This window comes from Streptomyces sp. NPDC030222 (genome assembly GCF_055573115.1).
Genome location: NZ_JBVICA010000024.1, coordinates 84,396 through 102,727, shown reverse-complemented (window position 1 = coordinate 102,727; position 18,332 = coordinate 84,396). Strand labels below are relative to the sequence as shown.

At 68.4% G+C, this 18,332-nt stretch carries 22 protein-coding genes and 4 pseudogenes; 16 read left to right on the top strand and 10 right to left on the bottom strand.

Features of this window, described 5'->3' with window-relative positions:
* Positions 1-133: 133 nt before the first annotated feature.
* The gene (locus ACZ4Z5_RS28335; RefSeq protein WP_468267664.1) at positions 134-280 is read right to left on the bottom strand and encodes a hypothetical protein; all 147 of its coding nucleotides are present in this window, start codon (positions 278-280) and stop codon (positions 134-136) included.
* Between the two features lie 66 nt (positions 281-346).
* Between ACZ4Z5_RS28335 and ACZ4Z5_RS28330 the strand changes: the two genes are divergently transcribed.
* Positions 347-1,432: an IS630 family transposase gene (locus tag ACZ4Z5_RS28330; protein WP_468267661.1), complete on the top strand. Its 1,086-nt coding sequence runs from the start codon at positions 347-349 to the stop codon at positions 1,430-1,432.
* Here ACZ4Z5_RS28330 and ACZ4Z5_RS28325 read toward each other — a convergent pair.
* Positions 1,430-1,819 (bottom strand): annotated as a pseudogene (locus tag ACZ4Z5_RS28325) (arsenic resistance protein); the annotation flags it as partial. The gene ACZ4Z5_RS28330 and the pseudogene ACZ4Z5_RS28325 sit on opposite strands and share 3 nt — an antisense overlap.
* A gap of 348 nt (positions 1,820-2,167) precedes the next feature.
* On the opposite strand from ACZ4Z5_RS28325, the gene ACZ4Z5_RS28320 reads away from it, so the two are divergent.
* The 4 genes from ACZ4Z5_RS28320 to ACZ4Z5_RS28305 all read left to right on the top strand — a co-directional run bounded on the left by ACZ4Z5_RS28320 (position 2,168) and on the right by ACZ4Z5_RS28305 (position 7,179).
* Positions 2,168-2,767 (top strand): hypothetical protein, encoded by a 600-nt coding sequence (locus tag ACZ4Z5_RS28320; RefSeq protein WP_468267658.1) that lies wholly within the window; start codon positions 2,168-2,170, stop codon positions 2,765-2,767.
* A gap of 364 nt (positions 2,768-3,131) precedes the next feature.
* Positions 3,132-4,034 (top strand): ISL3 family transposase, encoded by a 903-nt coding sequence (locus ACZ4Z5_RS28315; RefSeq protein ID WP_468267655.1) that lies wholly within the window; start codon positions 3,132-3,134, stop codon positions 4,032-4,034.
* 364 nt (positions 4,035-4,398) lie between these two features.
* Positions 4,399-6,183, top strand: coding sequence for a reverse transcriptase/maturase family protein (locus ACZ4Z5_RS28310; protein ID WP_468267652.1), 1,785 nt, complete (start codon positions 4,399-4,401; stop codon positions 6,181-6,183).
* 207 nt (positions 6,184-6,390) lie between these two features.
* A complete protein-coding gene (locus tag ACZ4Z5_RS28305; protein ID WP_468267649.1) occupies positions 6,391-7,179 on the top strand; it encodes a transposase in 789 nt (262 codons plus the stop codon).
* Positions 7,180-7,198: 19 nt separating this feature from the next.
* Here ACZ4Z5_RS28305 and ACZ4Z5_RS28300 read toward each other — a convergent pair whose 3' ends face one another.
* The 3 genes and pseudogenes from ACZ4Z5_RS28300 to ACZ4Z5_RS28290 form a co-directional block, all read right to left on the bottom strand.
* The gene (locus tag ACZ4Z5_RS28300; RefSeq protein ID WP_468267646.1) at positions 7,199-7,558 is read right to left on the bottom strand and encodes a hypothetical protein; all 360 of its coding nucleotides are present in this window, start codon (positions 7,556-7,558) and stop codon (positions 7,199-7,201) included.
* Between the two features lie 442 nt (positions 7,559-8,000).
* Positions 8,001-8,168: pseudogene (locus tag ACZ4Z5_RS28295) on the bottom strand (thioredoxin-disulfide reductase); the annotation flags it as partial.
* Positions 8,169-8,202: 34 nt separating this feature from the next.
* Positions 8,203-8,535: a thioredoxin domain-containing protein gene (locus ACZ4Z5_RS28290; RefSeq protein WP_468267643.1), complete on the bottom strand. Its 333-nt coding sequence runs from the start codon at positions 8,533-8,535 to the stop codon at positions 8,203-8,205.
* A gap of 87 nt (positions 8,536-8,622) precedes the next feature.
* Between ACZ4Z5_RS28290 and ACZ4Z5_RS28285 the strand changes: the two are divergent.
* The 3 genes and pseudogenes from ACZ4Z5_RS28285 to ACZ4Z5_RS28275 all read left to right on the top strand — a co-directional run.
* A pseudogene (locus tag ACZ4Z5_RS28285) lies at positions 8,623-8,761 on the top strand (MerR family transcriptional regulator); the annotation flags it as partial.
* Entirely contained in the window at positions 8,747-9,043 is a 297-nt protein-coding gene (locus ACZ4Z5_RS28280; protein ID WP_468267748.1) for a MerR family DNA-binding protein, read from the top strand. The pseudogene ACZ4Z5_RS28285 and the gene ACZ4Z5_RS28280, both read left to right, overlap by 15 nt.
* A 74-nt stretch (positions 9,044-9,117) precedes the next feature.
* A complete protein-coding gene (locus ACZ4Z5_RS28275) occupies positions 9,118-9,432 on the top strand; it encodes a DUF427 domain-containing protein (RefSeq protein WP_468267640.1) in 315 nt (104 codons plus the stop codon).
* Between the two features lie 21 nt (positions 9,433-9,453).
* Here the strand turns inward: ACZ4Z5_RS28275 and ACZ4Z5_RS28270 are convergent, their stop codons facing one another.
* Positions 9,454-9,984, bottom strand: coding sequence for a CDP-alcohol phosphatidyltransferase family protein (locus tag ACZ4Z5_RS28270; RefSeq protein WP_468267637.1), 531 nt, complete (start codon positions 9,982-9,984; stop codon positions 9,454-9,456).
* A 250-nt stretch (positions 9,985-10,234) separates the two neighbouring features.
* Here ACZ4Z5_RS28270 and ACZ4Z5_RS28265 point away from each other — a divergent pair, with 250 nt between their 5' ends.
* Positions 10,235-10,804, top strand: coding sequence for an SRPBCC family protein (locus ACZ4Z5_RS28265; RefSeq protein ID WP_468267634.1), 570 nt, complete (start codon positions 10,235-10,237; stop codon positions 10,802-10,804).
* Positions 10,805-11,224: 420 nt separating this feature from the next.
* Here the strand turns inward: ACZ4Z5_RS28265 and ACZ4Z5_RS28260 are convergent, their stop codons facing one another.
* Both ACZ4Z5_RS28260 and ACZ4Z5_RS28255 read right to left on the bottom strand, forming a co-directional pair.
* A complete protein-coding gene (locus tag ACZ4Z5_RS28260) occupies positions 11,225-11,515 on the bottom strand; it encodes a hypothetical protein (RefSeq protein ID WP_468267631.1) in 291 nt (96 codons plus the stop codon).
* 116 nt (positions 11,516-11,631) lie between these two features.
* Positions 11,632-11,922, bottom strand: a pseudogene (locus ACZ4Z5_RS28255) (FAD-dependent oxidoreductase); the annotation flags it as partial.
* A 171-nt stretch (positions 11,923-12,093) separates the two neighbouring features.
* Here ACZ4Z5_RS28255 and ACZ4Z5_RS28250 point away from each other — a divergent pair.
* Genes ACZ4Z5_RS28250 through ACZ4Z5_RS28235 form a run of 4 tightly spaced genes read left to right on the top strand, consistent with a single transcriptional unit; the run spans position 12,094 to position 15,245 of the window.
* Complete coding sequence (locus ACZ4Z5_RS28250; protein ID WP_468267628.1) at positions 12,094-12,549, top strand: MauE/DoxX family redox-associated membrane protein; 456 nt, start codon at positions 12,094-12,096, stop codon at positions 12,547-12,549.
* On the top strand, positions 12,533-12,844 hold the full coding sequence (locus ACZ4Z5_RS28245) for a hypothetical protein (protein ID WP_468267625.1): 312 nt from the start codon (positions 12,533-12,535) through the stop codon (positions 12,842-12,844). Before ACZ4Z5_RS28250 ends, ACZ4Z5_RS28245 begins: the two co-directional genes overlap by 17 nt.
* Before the next feature lie 29 nt (positions 12,845-12,873).
* Positions 12,874-14,448 (top strand): radical SAM protein, encoded by a 1,575-nt coding sequence (locus tag ACZ4Z5_RS28240; protein WP_468267622.1) that lies wholly within the window; start codon positions 12,874-12,876, stop codon positions 14,446-14,448.
* The gene (locus ACZ4Z5_RS28235) at positions 14,445-15,245 is read left to right on the top strand and encodes a class I SAM-dependent methyltransferase (RefSeq protein ID WP_468267619.1); all 801 of its coding nucleotides are present in this window, start codon (positions 14,445-14,447) and stop codon (positions 15,243-15,245) included. Before ACZ4Z5_RS28240 ends, ACZ4Z5_RS28235 begins: the two co-directional genes overlap by 4 nt.
* A 35-nt stretch (positions 15,246-15,280) precedes the next feature.
* Here ACZ4Z5_RS28235 and ACZ4Z5_RS28230 read toward each other — a convergent pair whose 3' ends face one another.
* Together ACZ4Z5_RS28230 and ACZ4Z5_RS28225 are read right to left on the bottom strand one after the other, a co-directional pair.
* Positions 15,281-15,610 carry a TfoX/Sxy family protein gene (locus ACZ4Z5_RS28230; RefSeq protein WP_468267616.1) on the bottom strand — a complete coding sequence of 110 codons (330 nt, stop codon included), beginning with the start codon at positions 15,608-15,610 and terminating at the stop codon, positions 15,281-15,283.
* 8 nt (positions 15,611-15,618) lie between these two features.
* Complete coding sequence (locus tag ACZ4Z5_RS28225) at positions 15,619-16,080, bottom strand: SRPBCC family protein (protein WP_468267613.1); 462 nt, start codon at positions 16,078-16,080, stop codon at positions 15,619-15,621.
* 176 nt (positions 16,081-16,256) lie between these two features.
* Between ACZ4Z5_RS28225 and ACZ4Z5_RS28220 the strand changes: the two genes are divergently transcribed.
* The 3 genes from ACZ4Z5_RS28220 to ACZ4Z5_RS28210 all read left to right on the top strand — a co-directional run bounded on the left by ACZ4Z5_RS28220 (position 16,257) and on the right by ACZ4Z5_RS28210 (position 18,328).
* Positions 16,257-16,739 (top strand): hypothetical protein, encoded by a 483-nt coding sequence (locus tag ACZ4Z5_RS28220; RefSeq protein WP_468267610.1) that lies wholly within the window; start codon positions 16,257-16,259, stop codon positions 16,737-16,739.
* A gap of 188 nt (positions 16,740-16,927) precedes the next feature.
* Entirely contained in the window at positions 16,928-17,647 is a 720-nt protein-coding gene (locus tag ACZ4Z5_RS28215; RefSeq protein WP_468267607.1) for a Crp/Fnr family transcriptional regulator, read from the top strand.
* Positions 17,648-17,737: 90 nt separating this feature from the next.
* A complete protein-coding gene (locus tag ACZ4Z5_RS28210; RefSeq protein ID WP_468267604.1) occupies positions 17,738-18,328 on the top strand; it encodes a redoxin domain-containing protein in 591 nt (196 codons plus the stop codon).
* The last annotated feature ends 4 nt before the right edge of the window (positions 18,329-18,332 follow it).

Genomic DNA, 18,332 nt, shown 5'->3' with positions numbered 1-18,332 from the left:
CTTGTCCAGGTTCAGGTGTTGGGTCGGGGACGGGACGCCGTGCACCGTTTCCGGTGTCGGTTTTCCCATCCCCGCCCGCCGAACCGGACGTGCCCGTTGGCCGAGCATCCGGCTCTCCACGTGATCCGATGAATCAGGCGAGGTATTCGCTGACCTGGCCGACGAAGGCCACATCGTCCTGGCTGGTCCGGCGGAAGCGTGCTCCGTCCGGGTTCACCTCGTCGATGTTGTACGGCGTGCTGATCTTTGCTCCGCGGAAGCGGTAACGCTCGACCTTCATCTTCGCCGGTTGTAGAGGACTAGTCTTCTGAGTCAGGAATTCTGTTCAGATGTATAAGCTTGCTTCATGGCACGGACGGGGCGGCCGAAGGCCGAGTTGAGACTGTCGGACGAGGAACACGCTGCGCTTGAGGAATGGGTGCGGCGTCGTTCCACGCCGCAGGCGTGGGCCTTGCGGTGCCGGATCATCCTGGCCTGCGCCGACGGCGCCTCGAACAAGGACGTGGCTGCCCAACTCGGTTCCACACCTCACGCGGTGGGCCGCTGGCGTGCTCGGTTCGTGCAGTACCGCATCGCCGGTCTTGGCGATATGCCGCGTCCGGGCGGCCCCAGGACGGTGACGGACGAGCAGGTCGCCGCGGTGGTCACGAAGACACTGGAGTCCACCCCGAAGAACGCAACACACTGGTCGACACGGTCCATGGCGAAAGAGATGGGCCTGTCGCAGTCGTCAGTGTCACGAATCTGGCGGGCGTTCGGCCTGCAGCCGCACCGGTCGGAAACCTTCAAACTGTCAACCGATCCGTACTTCGTCGACAAGGTCCACGACGTCGTTGGGTTATATCTCGACCTGCCGGAGCGGGCGTTGGCGTTCTGCGTGGATGAGCAGTCGCAGATCCAGGTCCTGGACAGGTCCCAGCCGGTGCTGCCGATGATGCCTGGAGTTCCCGAGCGGGCCACTCACGACTACGTCCGCGCCGGCACCACCACGCTCTTCGCCGCACTCGATGTCGCCACCGGCAAAGTGATCGGCTCCCTGCACCGCCGACATCGTGCCGAGGAGTTCAAGAAGTTCCTGATCAAGCTCGACAAAGAAGTGCCCGCCAGCCTTGATGTCCACCTGATCTGCGACAACTACGCCACCCACAAGACCCCCGCCATCAAGAAGTGGCTACTGGCGCACCCACGCTTCCACCTGCACTTCACACCGACCGGCTCGTCCTGGCTGAACCTCGTCGAGCGTTGGTTCGCCGAACTCACCAACAAGCAGATACGACGAGGCGTCCACAGATCCGTCCAAGCCCTGGAGAAGGACATCCGCAACTGGATCGCAGCCACCGATCCGAAGCCCTACGTCTGGACCAAGACCGCCGACGAGATCCTCGAACGCCTCGCCTCATATCTGAATAGAATTCCTGACTCAGAAGACTAGGAGGCGTCGGCTGGAGCCTCCGGCGAGCCTGGAGAAGACGATGGCAAGCCCGGAGAAGACGATGACGTAGTCGATGCAGGGGCACAGCAGCACCAGGAGGACCCCGAGCCGGACCGCCTGGTCGGCGGGCGGGAACGTGAACATCGCGGCGACGACCAGCGGCACCACCACGAAGTTCACCGCCGCTGCGGCGGCCAGGAACCGTCCGTCGCGCAGGGAGCGGGCCAGTTCGGCGGCCGGGACCTGGAGGAAGGCGACAAACAGCAGCGCCCCGAGCACTGGGTTGATCGCGTGCTCCAGCCCCGGCCCGAGGCTGGGGGCCGACCAGCCGAGCAGCCCCCCGGCTGCGAGTGCGGCCAGGTAGATCGCGACCTGGTGGTGTTCCATCCGCTCGACCAGGCCCTGCGGTCCCTGCTGCGACACCCGAACTGCTCCTTAGTGCTGTGCTGGCCACCCCATCTGCACCTGACCCCGACCGCTCTCCAGCTGGAGGTGCGGGCGCCCGAGTCCGCCGCCGGAATGCTGACTGGCTCTATTCACGAGAACGGACAGCAGATGTTCACCACTTCGGGAGGCACCCGAGCGAACTACCGGAATCGAACTGCTTGCGCATCGAGACATCGCCCCGAAGCCGACTTGGACCTCCGCTCGGCTCAGCGCCGACGGGCGAAGCCTGCTTGGCGCCGCCGAGCGATCATGGACAGCCCTGGGGTGTCTCGCCCATAGCATCGGCGTATGGGGACGCACATCGACGGGTTGATCGAGGCACGTACGGCGGGCGGGGCGTGGGAGATGGAGGTCGATCTGCTCGACTTCGACCTCTGGAAGCAGCGGGACGAGCGCGAAGCCATGTTCGGCTACGGCGGGAGCCTCGGAGTGGACCGGCCGCTCTTCGACCGACGGGGGTGGCCGGAGGACGCCTGCGAGGAGGTACCGAAGGAGGTCGACGAACTGAACCACAGCCACTCGTACGCGACGTGGGCCGAGATCGCGGCGGTTGACTGGGACGCGCCGCTCTGCGACCGCCCCGCCGGGAACCGTGTGGGCGAGTGGCGGCCGGGGCCGGACGGCGAGCTCGTCCTGCACGACGTGCTGTGGGCGCCGCCCGAGGTGCTCGACGCGGCTGAGGAGGTCTTCGGCGAGGATCTGTTCCCAAACGAATGGCCGCCGGGCGGCGAGGTCCATCTGAACGGCGCCGTGTACCGTCCGGTGGTCTACACGGCCGGGATGATCGTTCCGCCGGACGGCGATTGGGCCCCGGTATGGGCGTCGATGCGCGCGCTGGCGGCCGAGTACGGCGACGAGAACGTCCGCCTGGTGGTCTGGTTCGGCTGAGCCGGCCCGACCCGGACCCCCGACCTGGGCCGAAGCTTCGCCCGCTGGGCCGCCGACGGCACCTTCGACCGCCTGTTGGCTGGCTCTGTACCTCAATGCGGGAGTCGTTTCGAGGTGACGTTGGGAGTCACCTTCTGTCCGAGTTTGCGATGTCGGTTTGTTTTGAAGTCACCGAGGGCCTTGCGGTGGGGTGTGTGTCTGCAGCGCGACGGAACTGCGGGACGTAAGCCCTGTTGTCGTCGCGGGTCAGCCACTTTCCAGCGGCCCAAAGGTCCACACGGCGCAGTGGGCCTGGCTCTGATGACGCTCTTTGAAAACGGCTCTGACCGGAGTTCCGTGAATCCGCAGGTCAGCGCTGGACTGCGTGAACGATTCGGCAGGAGATCTCTGCCGTATGGGGGTCTGCTCGCTGGATGAGTTGCTGTTCCCGGGGATGGATGTGCGGCTGGACGAGGTGGCGTTCACCGCGGAGGTGCTGGTGGTGTCGGCGGTGGCCTGCGGCCGGCCTCCTCGATGCCCGGGCTGCCGAGCGCGAGCTCGGAGGGTGCACTCCACCTACGAACGTGGCCTGGCAGAACGTCCGTTGACCGGTAGAAAGTTGCAGATCAGGCTGAGGGTGAGGCGTTTCTTCTGCGACCGAGCGTCCTGCCGGCGCAAGACCTTCGTGGAACAGGTCGACGGGCTGAGTGAGCGGTACCGTCGTTCCAGCCTGGGTACGGAGCAGTGGCTGCGGGCGGTCGCCGTCGAGCTGGGCGGCCGGGCCGGCGAACGGCTGTGCCGTCGGCTGCACCTGTCGGCGGGCCGCAGCAAGCTACTCGGCCTGCTCGAGGCACCGCCGGTCCCCAAGCGCGCGCCGCGGGTGCTCGGCGTGGACGAGTTCGCCTTCCGCAAGGGGTGCACCTACGGCACCGTGCTGGTCGACGTCGAAGCAGGCCGGGTCGTGGACGTACTTCCCGACCGCACCGTGGAGACGTTTGCCGACTGGCTGCGGGCACACCCTGGGGTCGAGATCATCTGCAGGGACCGGGCCACCGCTTACACCCGCGCGATCCGCGAGGCAGCCCCGCATGCAGTGGAGGTCGCTGATCGCTGGCAGTGCGCCATGAGGCGCCTTGTCGTATCCCCGATTCAGTCGGGAAGAATTTGGAGGGAGGTTCTTGGGTCTGATGGCTTACCTAATCCGGAAACGGTGATGGGACCGCAGCATGCCAGAAAATCGACGGCCGGGCTCAGGCATTGGAGACGGGGCGTCGAGGGACCCGCGTGACACGGTGAAAGCTGGATTGCCTGAACCCCAATCTCCAGAAGACTGAAGGTCAAGTCCGTCGGAAAGATGCCTGACACCGACGCCGCACCCTGCGACGGCTTGATGCCAGTGGCCGACGCAACCTCCGGAGTGCGGAGCGATGCCCAGCGAGGGCATTCAAGGAGATGAATGGGGCACCTAAATCACGCTAGGACGTACGACAAGGACGAACATGGGATCGCCTACGGGAGGAGATCTTCCTAAGGCGACGGAGGCCCCGTAGTAGTCGCCGGAGTCACGACCGGCCAAGGAAGACGGGAAAGCCGTCTGCATCGGGCGAAGGGGGCCAGGTGATCGGACACCACAGAGTCGGGAGGTATGCGTAATGCAGAGCGCCGAAACGGTGCTGGGTGTCCTCCGTGAACGCGGCAGGCGCGGCCTGCCGTGCAGTGAACTGTATCGACAGCTCTTCAATCCGCAGTTGTATCTGCTGGCTTACGGACGTCTGTACTCCAACAAGGGAGCGATGACGCCCGGGGTCAATGGGGAGACCGTGGACGGCATGTCGCTGGGCAAGATCGAGCACGTCATCGACGCGCTGCGCCACGAGCGCTACCGGTGGAGCCCGGCTCGCAGGGTCTACATCCCGAAGGGGCGGGGCAGCACGAAGTTGCGACCGCTGGGCCTGCCGCCCTGGAGCGACAAGCTCGTCGGCGAGGTGATCCGCCTGCTTCTTGAGGCATATTACGAGCCGACGTTCTCCGACTCCTCCCACGGTTTCCGTCCCCGTCGGGGCTGCCACACCGCGTTACGTGATGTGGCCAACACCTGGACCGGGACGGTCTGGTTCATCGAGGGCGACATCGCTCAGTGTTTCGACCAGCTTGACCATGAGGTCATGCTGCGGATCCTGAGTGAGAAGATCCGCGACAACCGGTTCCTACGGCTGATGCGGAACATGCTCAGGGCCGGATACATGGAGGACTGGGTCTGGAACGCCACGCACAGTGGCAGTCCGCAAGGCGGGGTTGTTTCACCGATCTTGTCCAACATCTACCTGCACAAGATGGACGAGTACATCGAGAAGGTTCTTATCCCGGAGTACACCCGGGGGAAAGTCAGGAAGCCGAACCGCGCCTTTCACCGGGTGTGGGCAGCAATGGCAAGCGCCCGCAAGCGCGGCAACCACACCAAAGTGCGGGAACTGCGCAAGCAACTCCACAGCATGCCCAGCATGGATACTCAGGATCCCGGCTACCGGCGGCTGAGGTATGTGCGCTATGCCGATGACACCCTCCTCGGGTTTGCCGGACCAAAGGCGGAAGCCGAAGAAATCAAAGAGCGCTTGGCGCGGTTCCTGCGGGACGATCTCAAGCTGGAACTGTCGCCGGAGAAGACACTCATCACGCACGCCCGGACCGGGGCGGCGAGGTTTCTCGGCTACGACATCACCGTGCTTCACAACGACCGCAAGGTCTCCGGCAGACGGCGTTCTGTCAATGGGACTATCGGTCTGCGTGTCCCTCGTTCGGTGGTATCCGCCAAGCAGGCCCAGTACAAGGAGCGCGGGAAACCCGCGCGTCGGCCCGAACTGCTGAACCAGGACGACCACGTCATCATCAGCACCTACGGGTCCGAGTACCGCGGCATCGTCCAGTACTACCTGATGGCCGGCGACGTCTTTCGACTCGCCCGGCTGCAATGGGTCATGGAGACCTCGATGCTCATGACGCTCGCCAACAAGCACCGCTCGTCAGTTTCGACGATGGCCCGTAAGTACGCGGGCACCATCGACACACCGTACGGGCCGCGCAAGTGCTTCGAGGCCCGCGTCGAACGCACCGGCAGGAAGCCACTGGTCGGACGGTTCGGCGGGATCCCGCTGCGACAGAACAAGAAGACGGTCATCACCGACCGTCGGCTGGCCCCGGTCAACACCAAACGCAAGGAGCTGGTCACCCGGCTCCTTGCCGGACGGTGCGAGGCATGCGGACGCGCTGACGAGGTGGAAGTCCACCACGTCGCCAAGCTCGCCGACCTCGGACGATCCGGGAACCGGCCGCCGTGGGCAGATCTCATGGCCGCACGACATCGCAAAACCCTCGTGGTCTGCCGAAGTTGTCATGCGGACATCCACGGCGCAAGACCTGTGCCAGCACTCACGGAGTAGTCACTGGAGAGCGACGTGCGGCGAAAGTCGCACGCGTCGTTCGGGCTGGGGGCCGTGGGAGAAGGGCCTGTTCAGCAGGCACCTCGCCGACGGCCCACCAGTACCCTGCTGCAGAACCTGTCCGCAGCCGTCGAAAAGTCCTGCCACCAGCACCGCGACTGCCTGCGCAAACACGCTGAGGACGAAACACCCACGGCGCCGGAACCCGTGCTCTCGGAGCTGCCGCCGCCAGCCCTTCCCCGCACGCAGATCATCGAGCGGACCCGGCACCGCCATGCCGATGTGCATCGGCTCGTCGAAGCCGGATGGACCATCAGCGCAATCGGCCGTCGGCTGAATCTGGACCGCAAGACCGTGCGCCGCTTCCGCGACACCGACCTCGACCAGCTCCTGACCGCGGCCCGCGAGCGACGTCCGGCCGGAGTGCTGGAACCGTTCAAGCCCTACCTCAACACCCGGTTCACCGAGACCGAAGGCCAGGCCAGCGGCAGCAGACTGTTCCTGGAACTCCGTGAACGCGGCTACCGAGGCAGCCGCCAAGTCGTCCGCAAGCATCTTGCCGCACTGCGGTCAGGCACCGCCGAGCCGGTCCGAGCCGACATCCCGAGCCCGCGCAAGATCACCTCATGGATCATGAGACCCCGCGGGACTCTCACCGACAGCCAGGACAAGCGACTCCTCGAAGCCCGCCTCGCCTGCCCGGACATCGCCCGCACATGCGACCTCGCCCGAGCCTTCGCCGAACTGGTACGTCACCAGCGTGGGCACCTGCTCATGGACTGGATCCGCCAGGCCGAGACCGACGCTCCGAAACCGATGAGCGGCTTCGCCGGCTTCCTCCGACGCGACCTCGACGCCGTCACCGCCGGGCTGACCCTCACCTGGAGTTCCGGCGTCGTCGAGGGGCACGTCAACAGGGTGAAAACCCTTAAGAGAGCGATGTACGGCCGGGCCTCCTTCCCTCTCCTCCGCACCCGCATCCTCACCCAGCCATGATCGACAAAGGAGATACCAGTCAGGTGATCAGACGCCGATCTTGCGGATCGAAGCACACCAGGCCGGAGGTCCGCGCCAGGTCGGCGGCGAACGAGGCGGCCTCCTGGTATTTACTGAAGACCATGCCGAAGTAGAACAGCGGACCGCTCGCGTTGTTGATCAAGGGGCCGTCCGACCACGGACTCGTGTCCTCGTCCTCATCATCGGCACTCAGGTCAGGCCACCGGGCCACCAGCCCTTCGACGTACTGCCTGATACGTGGGGTCGGCGGCTGGCCTTTGGCTCCCATGAATTTGTCGTACAGGTCCTCGAAAATCTCTAGCGCTGCTGCATCGTCAGCGGGAGTCGGACCGTCCCAAACAGCCAGGTTGTAGCTCATGGCGGCATTGTGCTCGTTCCCACTGACAGCCGATGCTGCCAGGGGCAGGCACTGCAGTGGCTCGTCACGGAACTGCGGCCAGAGCCGTTTTCAAGGATTCTCATCAGCTCGCCGACCTCGGCGGCGAACCTGAGCTCTCTCCCGAAACCACATTGACGCCGGTGGCCGTCGCAGGTTCAACCCCTCACGCACAACCGAATACTCCGCTGGACTGGCTTCGCGCGTATGTCCCAGACGGAATCGAACAGCCGCTGACCGCGGTGCCTCCCGAAGTGGTGAACATCTGCTGTCCGTTCTCGTGAACAAAGCCAGCTGGCCGACCTCTTCGGAGTACCCGCATGACCAGGAAGCGCCGGGCGGGGTGGCAGTGCTCCTCCGAGCCGCACGACGGCGCGGACCCGCCAGGATGTTTCCCGGCGGGCCCGCGTCGCGGTTCGGTCAGTCAGGCCGGGACCGCGGCCGGCTCCCGCTCGACTTGGGTGGTGTTACGGGAGGCGAGGTAGCGCTCGGCGTCCAGGGCCGCGGCCGCGCCGGTGCCGGCGGCGGTGATGGCCTGGCGGTAGGTGTGGTCGACGACGTCGCCAGCGGCGAACACCCCAGGCAGGCTGGACAAGCAAGGCCGCGGCCCCACCCCTTCGCTAGGTTTAGGACGGGCCGCTCGCTGTTAGCGCACGGCGCAGGTCGGTGACGGACGGGGCGCCGTCCGTGGTGCCGTCGGCGTGCTGATAGAGCCGGCACGACAGGCTCGCTGCAGCGCCGTCAGGGACGAACGGGTCAACTCCGTCCAGCAGGAGGGTGGGCGAGCCTGACATCCCCCGCCGGACGGCCTCGCCCGTGTCGTGGACCTCGATCCATTCCAGCGGCACGGCCCGGCCCTGGAGAGCTTCTGTGATGCGCTCGCGGATGAGCGGGGCGTTCGGGCAGTCGGGCACGGTCAGCACCGTGACGCGCGCCGTCTCAGTCTCGGAGTGGTTCACGGTAGACCCCTTCCTGACGTGGTTCTTCCTGGTGTGTGGACGGTAGACCTTCCAGTGCAGTGGAAGGTCAAGGGCTAGCCTGGAGGTATGCGCATCGGTGACCTCGCCGCCGTCAGCGGGGTGACGGCGAAGACCCTCCGGTTCTACGAGCAGGCCGGGCTGCTGCCCGCCCCGTACCACGGGCGGCTATCGCGACTATCCGCCACAGGCGGTGCAGCGGCTGTCGTTCATCCGTGACGCCCAGGGCGCGGGGCTGAGCCTGGCCGAGATCCGCTCCGTGCTCGCTCTGCGTGATGCCGGCGCCTCTCCCTGCGCCCACGTCACGGCGCTCGTCCAGGCGCATCTTCAGGACATCGACCGGCGCCTGGCCGAGCTGCGCGCTACCAGGGCGGTGCTGCGAGGGCTTGCGGAGCGGGCCGCCGCGACCGATCCGGCCGACTGCACCGACGCCGAGGTGTGCCGCATCCTCACCGGGGCGGGCAGCGCGGTTGGTGAGCGTGCTCACTGAACCGGCCGGCCAGGCCCGCCTAGCGTGAGGGCTCCGGGACATACCGGTCCCCGTTCAGGTAGAGGAGCAAGGCCATGCTGCGCGCGGTGTGGAACGGAACGGTGATTGCGGAGGCTCCGCGCACGGTGATCGTCGAGGGCAACCACTACTTCCCGCCCGAGTCGCTGCACCGGCAGTACCTCTCGCCGAGCAGGACCAGGTCACTGTGCTTCTGGAAGGGAGTGGCCCGCTACTACAGCCTCGAGGTCGACGGGCTGACGAATCCGGATGCCGCCTGGTACTACCCCAAGCCCAGCCCCCTGGCCCGGAAGATCAAGGATCATGTGGCGTTCTGGCAGGGCGTACGGGTGGAGGGCACGCCGGAGGCGTCGGCAGATGGCGAGCAGTGACCGAGTCGGGTCAGCGGCGGGTCAGGTGCCGGAGGGCGACGACGGCCTGAAGGGCGGCGGCCGGGCGCAGCAGGACGGGTCGGGGCCGCTCGGGCATGACGCCGCGGCGCAGGGCGAGGCCGGTGACGGTGATGACGGGCAGTGCCCAGGCGGTGATGGCCGTGTCCGTACGGCGGTGTTGGGTTCGTGGCGCAGGGTGAGCCACGTCCAGAAGGCGGCGTCGGCGAAGGTGTCGGCGTAGTCGCCGAAGGGGGAGGTCGTGCCCTGATGACGGGCAAGGCGCCCGTCGGCGAGATCAAGGCCGACCGCCAGGACGCCGGAGGCGCGGCCGGTTCCGCCGGGCAGGGCGGGGAGGTTGGCGCGCAGCAGCGTCAGGACGTCTGCGGCGGTCAGGCGGGTGCGGTGCTCCAGCAGCCCCAGGTGCGAGGCGCCGAAGACCCAGCCGGCGGCCACCCAGCGCCGCCCGGGCCGCCTGCCCCGCGCCAGCCGGTATAGGACGCCGTGCAGGGCGGCGGGTGGCCTGGCGCAGCGACCGGTGTGCGGCCTGTCCAAGGAAGCGTACGACGGCTTCCGGGGCGAGGCCGTCTTCTCGCAGCTCGGCCAGCAGCGCGTTCGTCGCGGCGCGGCTGTCGGCCATCGCGGATACGGGCTCCATGCTTCTGCGTCCTCCACCGCTCGGGGGTGGCGATCAGGGTAGGGGCCGACGCGCCGGGAGGAAGGTGAGCGCGCTCACTGATCGGCGGTACATGCCCGGCCTAGCGTCGTACGTGAGACGGGGACGGACGCGTGGAGAGGTCGGGCAATGGCGTGGATCGGTGTTCTGGGGGCGGTGGCCGTAGCGGGTGTGGGCGCGGCGGGCGGGTATGTGGGGCTGGTGACGGGGGCACTGCCGCTGGATGTGGGTGTCGGGCGGCGCACGCGGCCGCTCGGGCCGCAGACCGTTGACATCCCGGCGCCGCGTGAGGTGGTGTTCGACGTCATCGCCCAGCCGTATCTGGGGCGGGCCACCCGAGCGATGCGCGAGAAGGTCATGGTGCTGGAACAGGGCAGCGACATGGTGCTCGCTGCCCATCACACCCCGGTCGCGGGCGGGCGGCTGGCGGCGACGACGGTGGAGACGGTGCGGTTCACCCGCCCAGGAAGGGTCGACTTCCGCTTGGTGCGCGGGCCCGTCCCGGCGGTCACCGAATCGTTCACCCTCAACGAGCACGAGTCCGGTACGCGGCTGGTCTACGAGGGCGAGCTCGCCACGGATCTGTGGCGGGCCGGGCAGTGGTGGGGCGGCCTGGTCGCCACCCGGTGGGAAGCGACCGTCGCCGCCTCCCTGGCCGCGGTCCGGCAGGAGGCGGAGCGGCGCTCGGGTCGGCGGTGAGCGGCGGCTCGCCGGTACCGCACGGCGGGCCGACGGAGGCGGTGGCGTGCGGGCGGCGTGTCTGTTCGCACCGTGAAGGAAGGCGGCGATGAGACATGGTGGCGCGGTCGAGCGGGCTGGCCCGGCGGGCCGGGACGCAGCATGAGTTTTGAGGCCGACGCTGGGCGGCACGCCGGCGCCTGAAGAGCGGGCAACCTTCCGCGGTGCCCGGGGTCCGATGCGGGTGCGTGATCGAGTGGGCGACTGGCTGACCAGGGCGCTCACGCGGGCGGTGTTCTGCTGGCTGCCGCCTCCTCGCCGCTGACTGGCGGGGTCGGCCGCCCCGCTGTGGTGCGTTCGTGCCCCTGGGCGGTCAGTCGCCATGGACGAGGTCGGCGAGGGCGTCTTCCACGGCGCGATGGAAGGTGGGGTAGGCGAACATCATGTGCCGCACAGCCGGTCGACCGGGATCTCCGTCCGGGTGGCCACGGCCAGTCCGTAGAGGACCTCACCGCCTGCCGGGCCAGCGGAGGTCGCCCCGATCAGGACGCCGCGGTCGGCGTCCTCGACAAGCCTGATCAGGCCGTCGTTGTCGGCCTTGTGGATCCAGCCCCGTGCGGACGAGGGCACTCGCGCGGTGCCGGTGCGTACTCGCAGGCCCTGCTCGCGGGCGGCGTGTTCGGCCAGCCCGACGGAGCCGACTTCCGGATCGGTGAAGGTAACCCGGGGCATCGCCCGGTAGTCCGCGTCCGGTCCGGGTCGGCCGAGGATGTCGGTACGGCGTTCTCGGCCTGGTACATCGCGGCATGCGTGAACAGGCCCCGTCCGGTGACGTCACCAACACCCCAGACCCCTGGTGCGGCCCGCGTCTGCCCGTCCACGGCCAGCACGCGGGCCTGGGGGTCTAGCCCGATGCTCTCCAGGCCGAGCCCGGCCAGGTGCGGCCGGCGTCCGGTGGCCACAAGCAGGTGCTGCCCTGCGATCTCCTGCCCGCCCTCCAGGGTGAGCCGGAAGGCGTCGTCCGCGTGACGCACGCCGGTGGCCCGGGCTCGGGTGCGTACGGTGATGCCCTCTTCTTCCAGCACATCGGCCAGGAGGGTGCCGACGGCGGGTTCTTCTGCGGGGAGCAGGTGCTGCATCGCTTCGGGGGACTGCTGACCGTTCACCTGGCACCTCCCGATCCCCCAGGATGCGGGCTCGCGCGGCGGCGAACACCGCCGATCATCCCTTCGATCGTGCCGGGAACGGGCGTGGTGGTTCGGTGAGCGCGCTTACAGTTCTCGCCGCGGCCGGGAGCCTACGGTCGGATCATGGTGCTGAGGATCGTGCTCGGAACGGTGTACACGGCGATGGGCGTCGCCCAGCTCGCCTCCTTCGGGCACATGCCGCGGATTCTGTCCGCGTACGGGCTGGTGACCGGCAGCGCCGCAACCGTACTGGCCGTGGCGCTGATCGCGGGCGAGCTGGTGTGCGGGATCTGGTTCCTGGCCCGCCCCCGCTCCAAGACCCTGGCACCGGTGTGGGTGTACACGACCGTCTCCATGGTGTGGACGGTGCTGGCCGTGCAGGCGTACGCGCGGGGCCTGACCGTGGCTAACTGCGGCTGCTTCGGGATCTACCTCACGCAGCGGCTGAGTTGGTTCGTCCTACTCCAGGACGCCCTGACCCTCTTCTATGCCGCCCTGCTGTTCCGCTCCACCCGCACCACGCCCGCCCCCTCGCCGGCAGACGGATTGGAGGGGAGGCACCGTGCCGGCATTTCGTGAACATGCGCGTCTCGGTGGCGTGGCGGCCGTGGGCGCCGCACTGCTGATGGTGGTGTGCTGCGCGGGCCCCCTGCTCCTGGCCGACGGAGCACTCGGCGCGGTCGGCGGGATTCTGGCCAACGGGTGGCTGATCACCGGCGGCGCGGTCATCCTCCTGGCCGGCACGGCTACGCACTGTGGTGCCGGGTCCGTCGCCGCCGGGGCGCCGGACCGGGTGACTGCTGCCCGACCGTCCCGGCCCCACCCGCGCCGCAGGCGGGCGAGACACCCGATCGTGACGACGCCCGGTAAGTGAAGGCAGGCCCATTCATGGAGGAGTTCCGCGTGACCCAGGCACCCGCGCCACGGCGCAAGACCGACCGCGACGAGGTGTTCGTGGAGTTCACCAAGTCCATCTGCCCCCTGTGCAAGACACCCATCGACGCGCAGGTCAGCATCCGCAACGACAAGGTCTATCTGCGCAAACGCTGCAGTGAGCACGGCGAGTTCGAGGCGCTGGCCTACGGGGATGCCGAGGAGTACCTGTCCTCGGCCCGTTTCAACAAGCCCGGCACGATTCCGCTCGTCTTCCAGACCGAGGTGAAGGACGGCTGCCCCAGTGACTGCGGGCTGTGCCCGGAGCACAAGCAGCACGCCTGTCTGGGCATCATCGAGGTCAACACGGGCTGCAACCTGGACTGCCCGATCTGCTTCGCCGACTCCGGCCACCAGAGCGACGGCTACTCCATCACCCACGAGCAGTGCGAGCGGATGCTCGACGCCTTCGTGGGGTCCGAGGGGGAGGCGGAGGTGGTGATGTTCTCCGGCGGCGAGCCGACCATCCACAAGCACATCCTGGACTTCATCGACCTCGCCCAGACCCGCCCGATCAGGAACGTCAACCTCAACACCAACGGCATCCGCCTCGCCACCGACAAGAACTTCGTCGCCGAACTCGGCAAACGCAACCAGGTGCCGGGCCGGTCGGTGAACATCTACTTGCAGTTCGACGGCTTCGACGAGCGCACGCACCTGGAGATCCGGGGCCGGGACCTGCGTACGTTCAAACAGCGGGCCCTGGAGAACTGCGCCGAGGCAGGGCTGACCGTCACCCTCGTTGCGGCCGTCGAGCGCGGGCTGAACGAGCACGAGCTCGGGGCGATCACCGAGTACGGCATCGACCACCCTGCGGTCCGCTCGGTGGCGTTCCAGCCGGTCACCCACTCGGGCCGGCACGTGGAGTTCGACCCGCTGAACCGGCTCACCAACCCCGACGTCATCCGCCTCATCAACGAACAACGCCCGGAATGGTTCACCAAGGGCGACTTCTTCCCCGTACCGTGCTGCTTCCCCACCTGCCGGTCCATCACCTACCTCCTCGTCGACGGCGAACCGGGCAACCGCACCGTCGTCCCCATCCCGCGGCTGCTCAACGTCGAGGACTATCTCGACTACGTCACCAACCGGGTCATGCCCGACGCCGGGATCCGCGAGGCCCTGGAGAAACTGTGGTCGGCCTCCGCGTTCATGGGCAGCGCCACGACCGAGGAAAAGCTGCGGGCCACAGCCGAGGTACTGGACTGCGCGGACGCCTGCGGCATCGACCTCCCGGAAGCGGTAAAGAACCTGAACGACAAAGCGTTCATGATCGTCGTGCAGGACTTCCAGGACCCCTACACCCTCAACGTCAAGCAGCTGATGAAGTGCTGCGTCGAGGAGATCACCCCCGACGGACGCCTCATCCCCTTCTGTGCCTACAACTCCGTCGGCTACCGCGAACAGGTCCGCGCGCAGATGTCCGGTGTCCCCGTCGCCCCGGTCGCGCCCAACGCGCTGCCGCTCGCCGGCCGTCTGACGGCGACCCCGTACGGCTCGAAGACCGCCAGCAGCTCAGACGAGGAAGGGAAGCTCTCGTCATGAACCAGCCCAGCGGCGAGGAGCTGAAGGCGTGTTGCGCCGCCGCGTACTCCTCCGACTTCGTCGCCCTGCTCCTCGGCGAGTCCTACCACCCTGGCGGCACCGCCCTGACCCGCCGCCTCGCCGACGGCCTCCGCCTGACCCCGGGCGCGCGGGTCCTCGACGTCGCCTCGGGGCGCGGCACCACCGCCCTGCTCCTGGCCGACGCGTACGGCACTGAAGTCGACGGGGTGGACTATGCGCCCGCGAACACCGCCCTGGCCCAGGGTGCCGCCCAGGCCGCTGGCCTCGCAGACCGCGTGCGGTTCACCACCGGGGACGCCGAACACCTCCCGTACCCGGAGGGTGTCTTCGACGCCGTGGTGTGCGAGTGCGCCCTGTGCACCTTCCCGGACAAGGCGCGGGCCGCGGCCGAGTTCGCCCGCGTCCTGGGGCCCGGCGGCCGCCTCGGCATCACCGACGTCGCCATCGATCCCACCCGGCTGTCGGCCGAGCTCACCGGACTCGGCGCCCGGATCGCCTGCATCGCCGACGCCCGGCCGCTCCAGGACTACACCGAGATCCTGGCTGGCGCGGGCCTGCGCACACTCCGCACCGAGCGCCACAATCAGGCGATGCTGCGGATGATCGACCAGATCGAGGCGAGGCTGAACCTGCTGCGCATGACCGCCCAGGCCCGCCTCACCGCCGCAGGCGTCGACCTCGACGCCGCCCCCGCCGTCCTGGCAGCCGCCCGGGCCGCGGTCACCGACGGCGTCCTCGGCTACGCGCTACTCATCGCCGAACGCACGCCGGACTAGGGGGCCGGGAGCGGAGGCACCTGCCGCCGACAGGGCTATTTGGGCGGCAGGCTCGCCGCGAAGGCGTGCCCCTGGCCGACCCAGTCGGCCAGGGCCTCGTCCTCGGACACGGCGGAGGAGGCCACGACGACCCAGCCGCGCATCGGGCGCCCGGTGAAGTCGAAGGGCCGCGTCCCGGGCCGCGCCAGGGCCGCCTCGGTGGCGCCGGGGCCGACCCGGACCATCAGCTCGTCCCCGATCACGCCCACGGCCATGTTGCCCTCGTGTAGGAACGCCAGTCCGCCGAACATCCGCTTCTGCGTGATGCCCGGATCCGCGCCCAGCCGGGCCCGGATGCGTTCCGCCAGTCCTTCGTCGAACGCCATGACCGTCCTCACCCTCCCCTGCGGCGGCGGCTCACCTGCCGCTCAAGGTCCCGAAGATCCTTGACCAGCGACGAGCGCACCCTGCGCCCCATCATCGGTCCCGCCAGCCGGTAGAGGCCCGAAGCGTCACCGCGCACGCGTATCCGGGCGCGCGTGCCGCCGTCCGGGAGGTGCTCGAAGGTGTAGGTGACGTGCATCGGCATCGGTCCGGTGACCGAGACCATGTCCAACAGCCTCGGCGGCTCGTACGCGGCGACCCGCAGGACGTAGTCGATCCGCTTGCCCAGGAAGTACGCCGTCCGCGTCACCTCCGCCCCGACCCCGAAACCGCCCGCATCGGCCTCGCGGGTCAGCTCCGCCGTCCGGATGCCCTGGGTCCACTCGGCGTCGTGGCGCCAGTCCATCGCGTACGCCGCCACCTGCTCACACGGCAGCGGGACCACCCGCTCCACGGTCACGTCGATACCCATCCGCTGCCCCGTTCCCCGGCGTCAGTTCCATGGGCCCACCCGGGGCGGTCAGCGGCAACCGGACGCCGCACGGGACTACCGGCGCGTAGGTAAGGGCGGTCACATACCTGCCTCCACCAGCCGATCTAGCGTCAGCGACGGAAGCAGGAGAACCACCGAGGAATGGGACGATCACCATGACCACGGCATCACGCATCTCCTCCAAGACCGCTGCGATCCCGGTGCACGCCGTCTGGGGCGCTGCGGCCGGCCTCGTCGGCGGCGTTGGCATGGGCATCTGGATGTCGGTCTCCCGGCCCGTCATGGACACCGCGATGATCACGATGGTGGCCGGGTTGCTGGGCTCGACCAACGCCTTCGTCGGCTGGCTGATCCACCTGTCCTTCGCGCTGTTCGCCGGTGCCACCTTTGGCATCGTGCTCGGCCACCTCGCGCAGCGCCTGGCACCCGCCATCGTCCTCGGCCTGGCCTATGGCGTGGTGTGGTGGGCCATCGGCGCGCTGTGGATCATGCCTGCCAACATGGGCATGCCGGTCTTCGAGTGGAACGACGTCACCTCCTCCAGCCTCGGCGCCCACCTCGTGTTCGGCCTGCTCGCCGGCGCCACGTTCGCGTGCATCGCCCAGGCGATGGGCAAGCGCACCGGCCCGGCCCGATGAGCAGCGAGGTTCCCGCGTCAAGCCCCGGCCCCGCGGTTCCTCCTCCGGGCGCGGCGCTGCGCCGCATAGGCCCGGTGGACGGCGCGGTGCCCTACTGTCTGGCCAGCAGCGCAGAGGCACTGGCCAGCCCGGCGTGGGGTGCCGCACCACCACCCTGGGCCCCTGGACGACGCGAGGAGACGCACACCATGACCGACGCCGCAGCCCGAGACGAGGAAGCGGAGCGGACCTGGTGCCTGGCCGAGGTCGACATCTTCTGCGACCTGTCCGAGCAGGAGATGGAGGCCATCGCCGCCGCGGCGCCGATGAAGACCTACCACGCGGGAGAGATCCTCTACTTGCCCACCCAGCCCTCGGAGGTGCTGTTCATCCTCAAGAAGGGCAGGGTCCGCGTCTTCAGGGTCTCCGCCGACGGCCGGGCGCTGACCACCGCGATCATTTCCCCGGGCACCATCTTCGGCGAGATGGTCCTGCTCGGACAGCACATGTACGACAACTACGCCGAAGCCCTCGACGACACCGTCGTGTGCGTGATGAGCCGTACGGACGTGAATCGGCTGCTGCTGGCCGACGCGCGGATCGCCGCCCGGATCACGGCGATTCTCGGCCACCGCTTGGCCGACCTCGAACAGCGTCTGTCCGACAGCGTGTTCAAGACCGTCGCCCAACGTGTCGCCACCACGCTGACCACCCTGACCAGCGCCCAGCCTCCGGCAGGCCCCCTGCGGCCGGTCGGGCGCCACCCGCAGATCGCCCTCACCCATGAACAGCTCGCCGCCCTCGCCGGTACCTCCCGCGAGACCTGCACCAAGGTCTTGCGCGACTACGCCGACCACGGCCTGCTCCGCCTGGCCCGCGGGCGCATCACCGTCCTCGACCCCGCACGGCTCAAGGACGCCGCCGGCTGACGTCACCCATCCGTAAGGCTCCGGCTCACTGCCCGCTCGAGCCGCCACGAACTACGCTCGCCACCAGTCCCGACCCTTCAGGAGTCCTCCTTGCGTGCCCGTATTCTCCTCCCGGCCGCCCTCGCTGCCGCCCTTCTCACTGTGACCGCATGCGGCTCGGGCGACGGCTCCGCGTCCGCCGGCGACAGGGGCACCTCCCCCTCGAAGGCGTCTCCCCCCGCTCAGTCGCCTGCCGACTCCCACGACAGCGGCAGCGGGTCACAGGGTGTGAAGGTCCCCGAGGCGCTGAACTTCTCCGCAACCACGGTGGGCGGCAAGCCGTTCGACGCGAAGACTCTCGCGGGCAAGCCCACCGTGCTGTGGTTCTGGGCGCCCTGGTGCCCGACGTGCAAGGGCCAGGCCGCCGAGACGGCCAAGGTCGCCGCCGCCTACGAGGGCAGGGCAAACGTCGTGGGCGTCGCGGGCCTGGACAACAACGCCGCCATGCGCGCCTTCGTCTCCGACACTGGCACCGCCTCCTTCCCCCATCTGTCCGACGAGAAGGGCGAGGTGTGGAAGCGGTTCAAGATCACCCAGCAGAGCTCCTACGTGATCCTCGACCAGGCCGGAAAGACCGTCTACGAGGGCGTGCTTCTCGGCGGCAAGGGGCTGGCGGACAAGGTCGCCGCCCGCACCGGCTGAACGC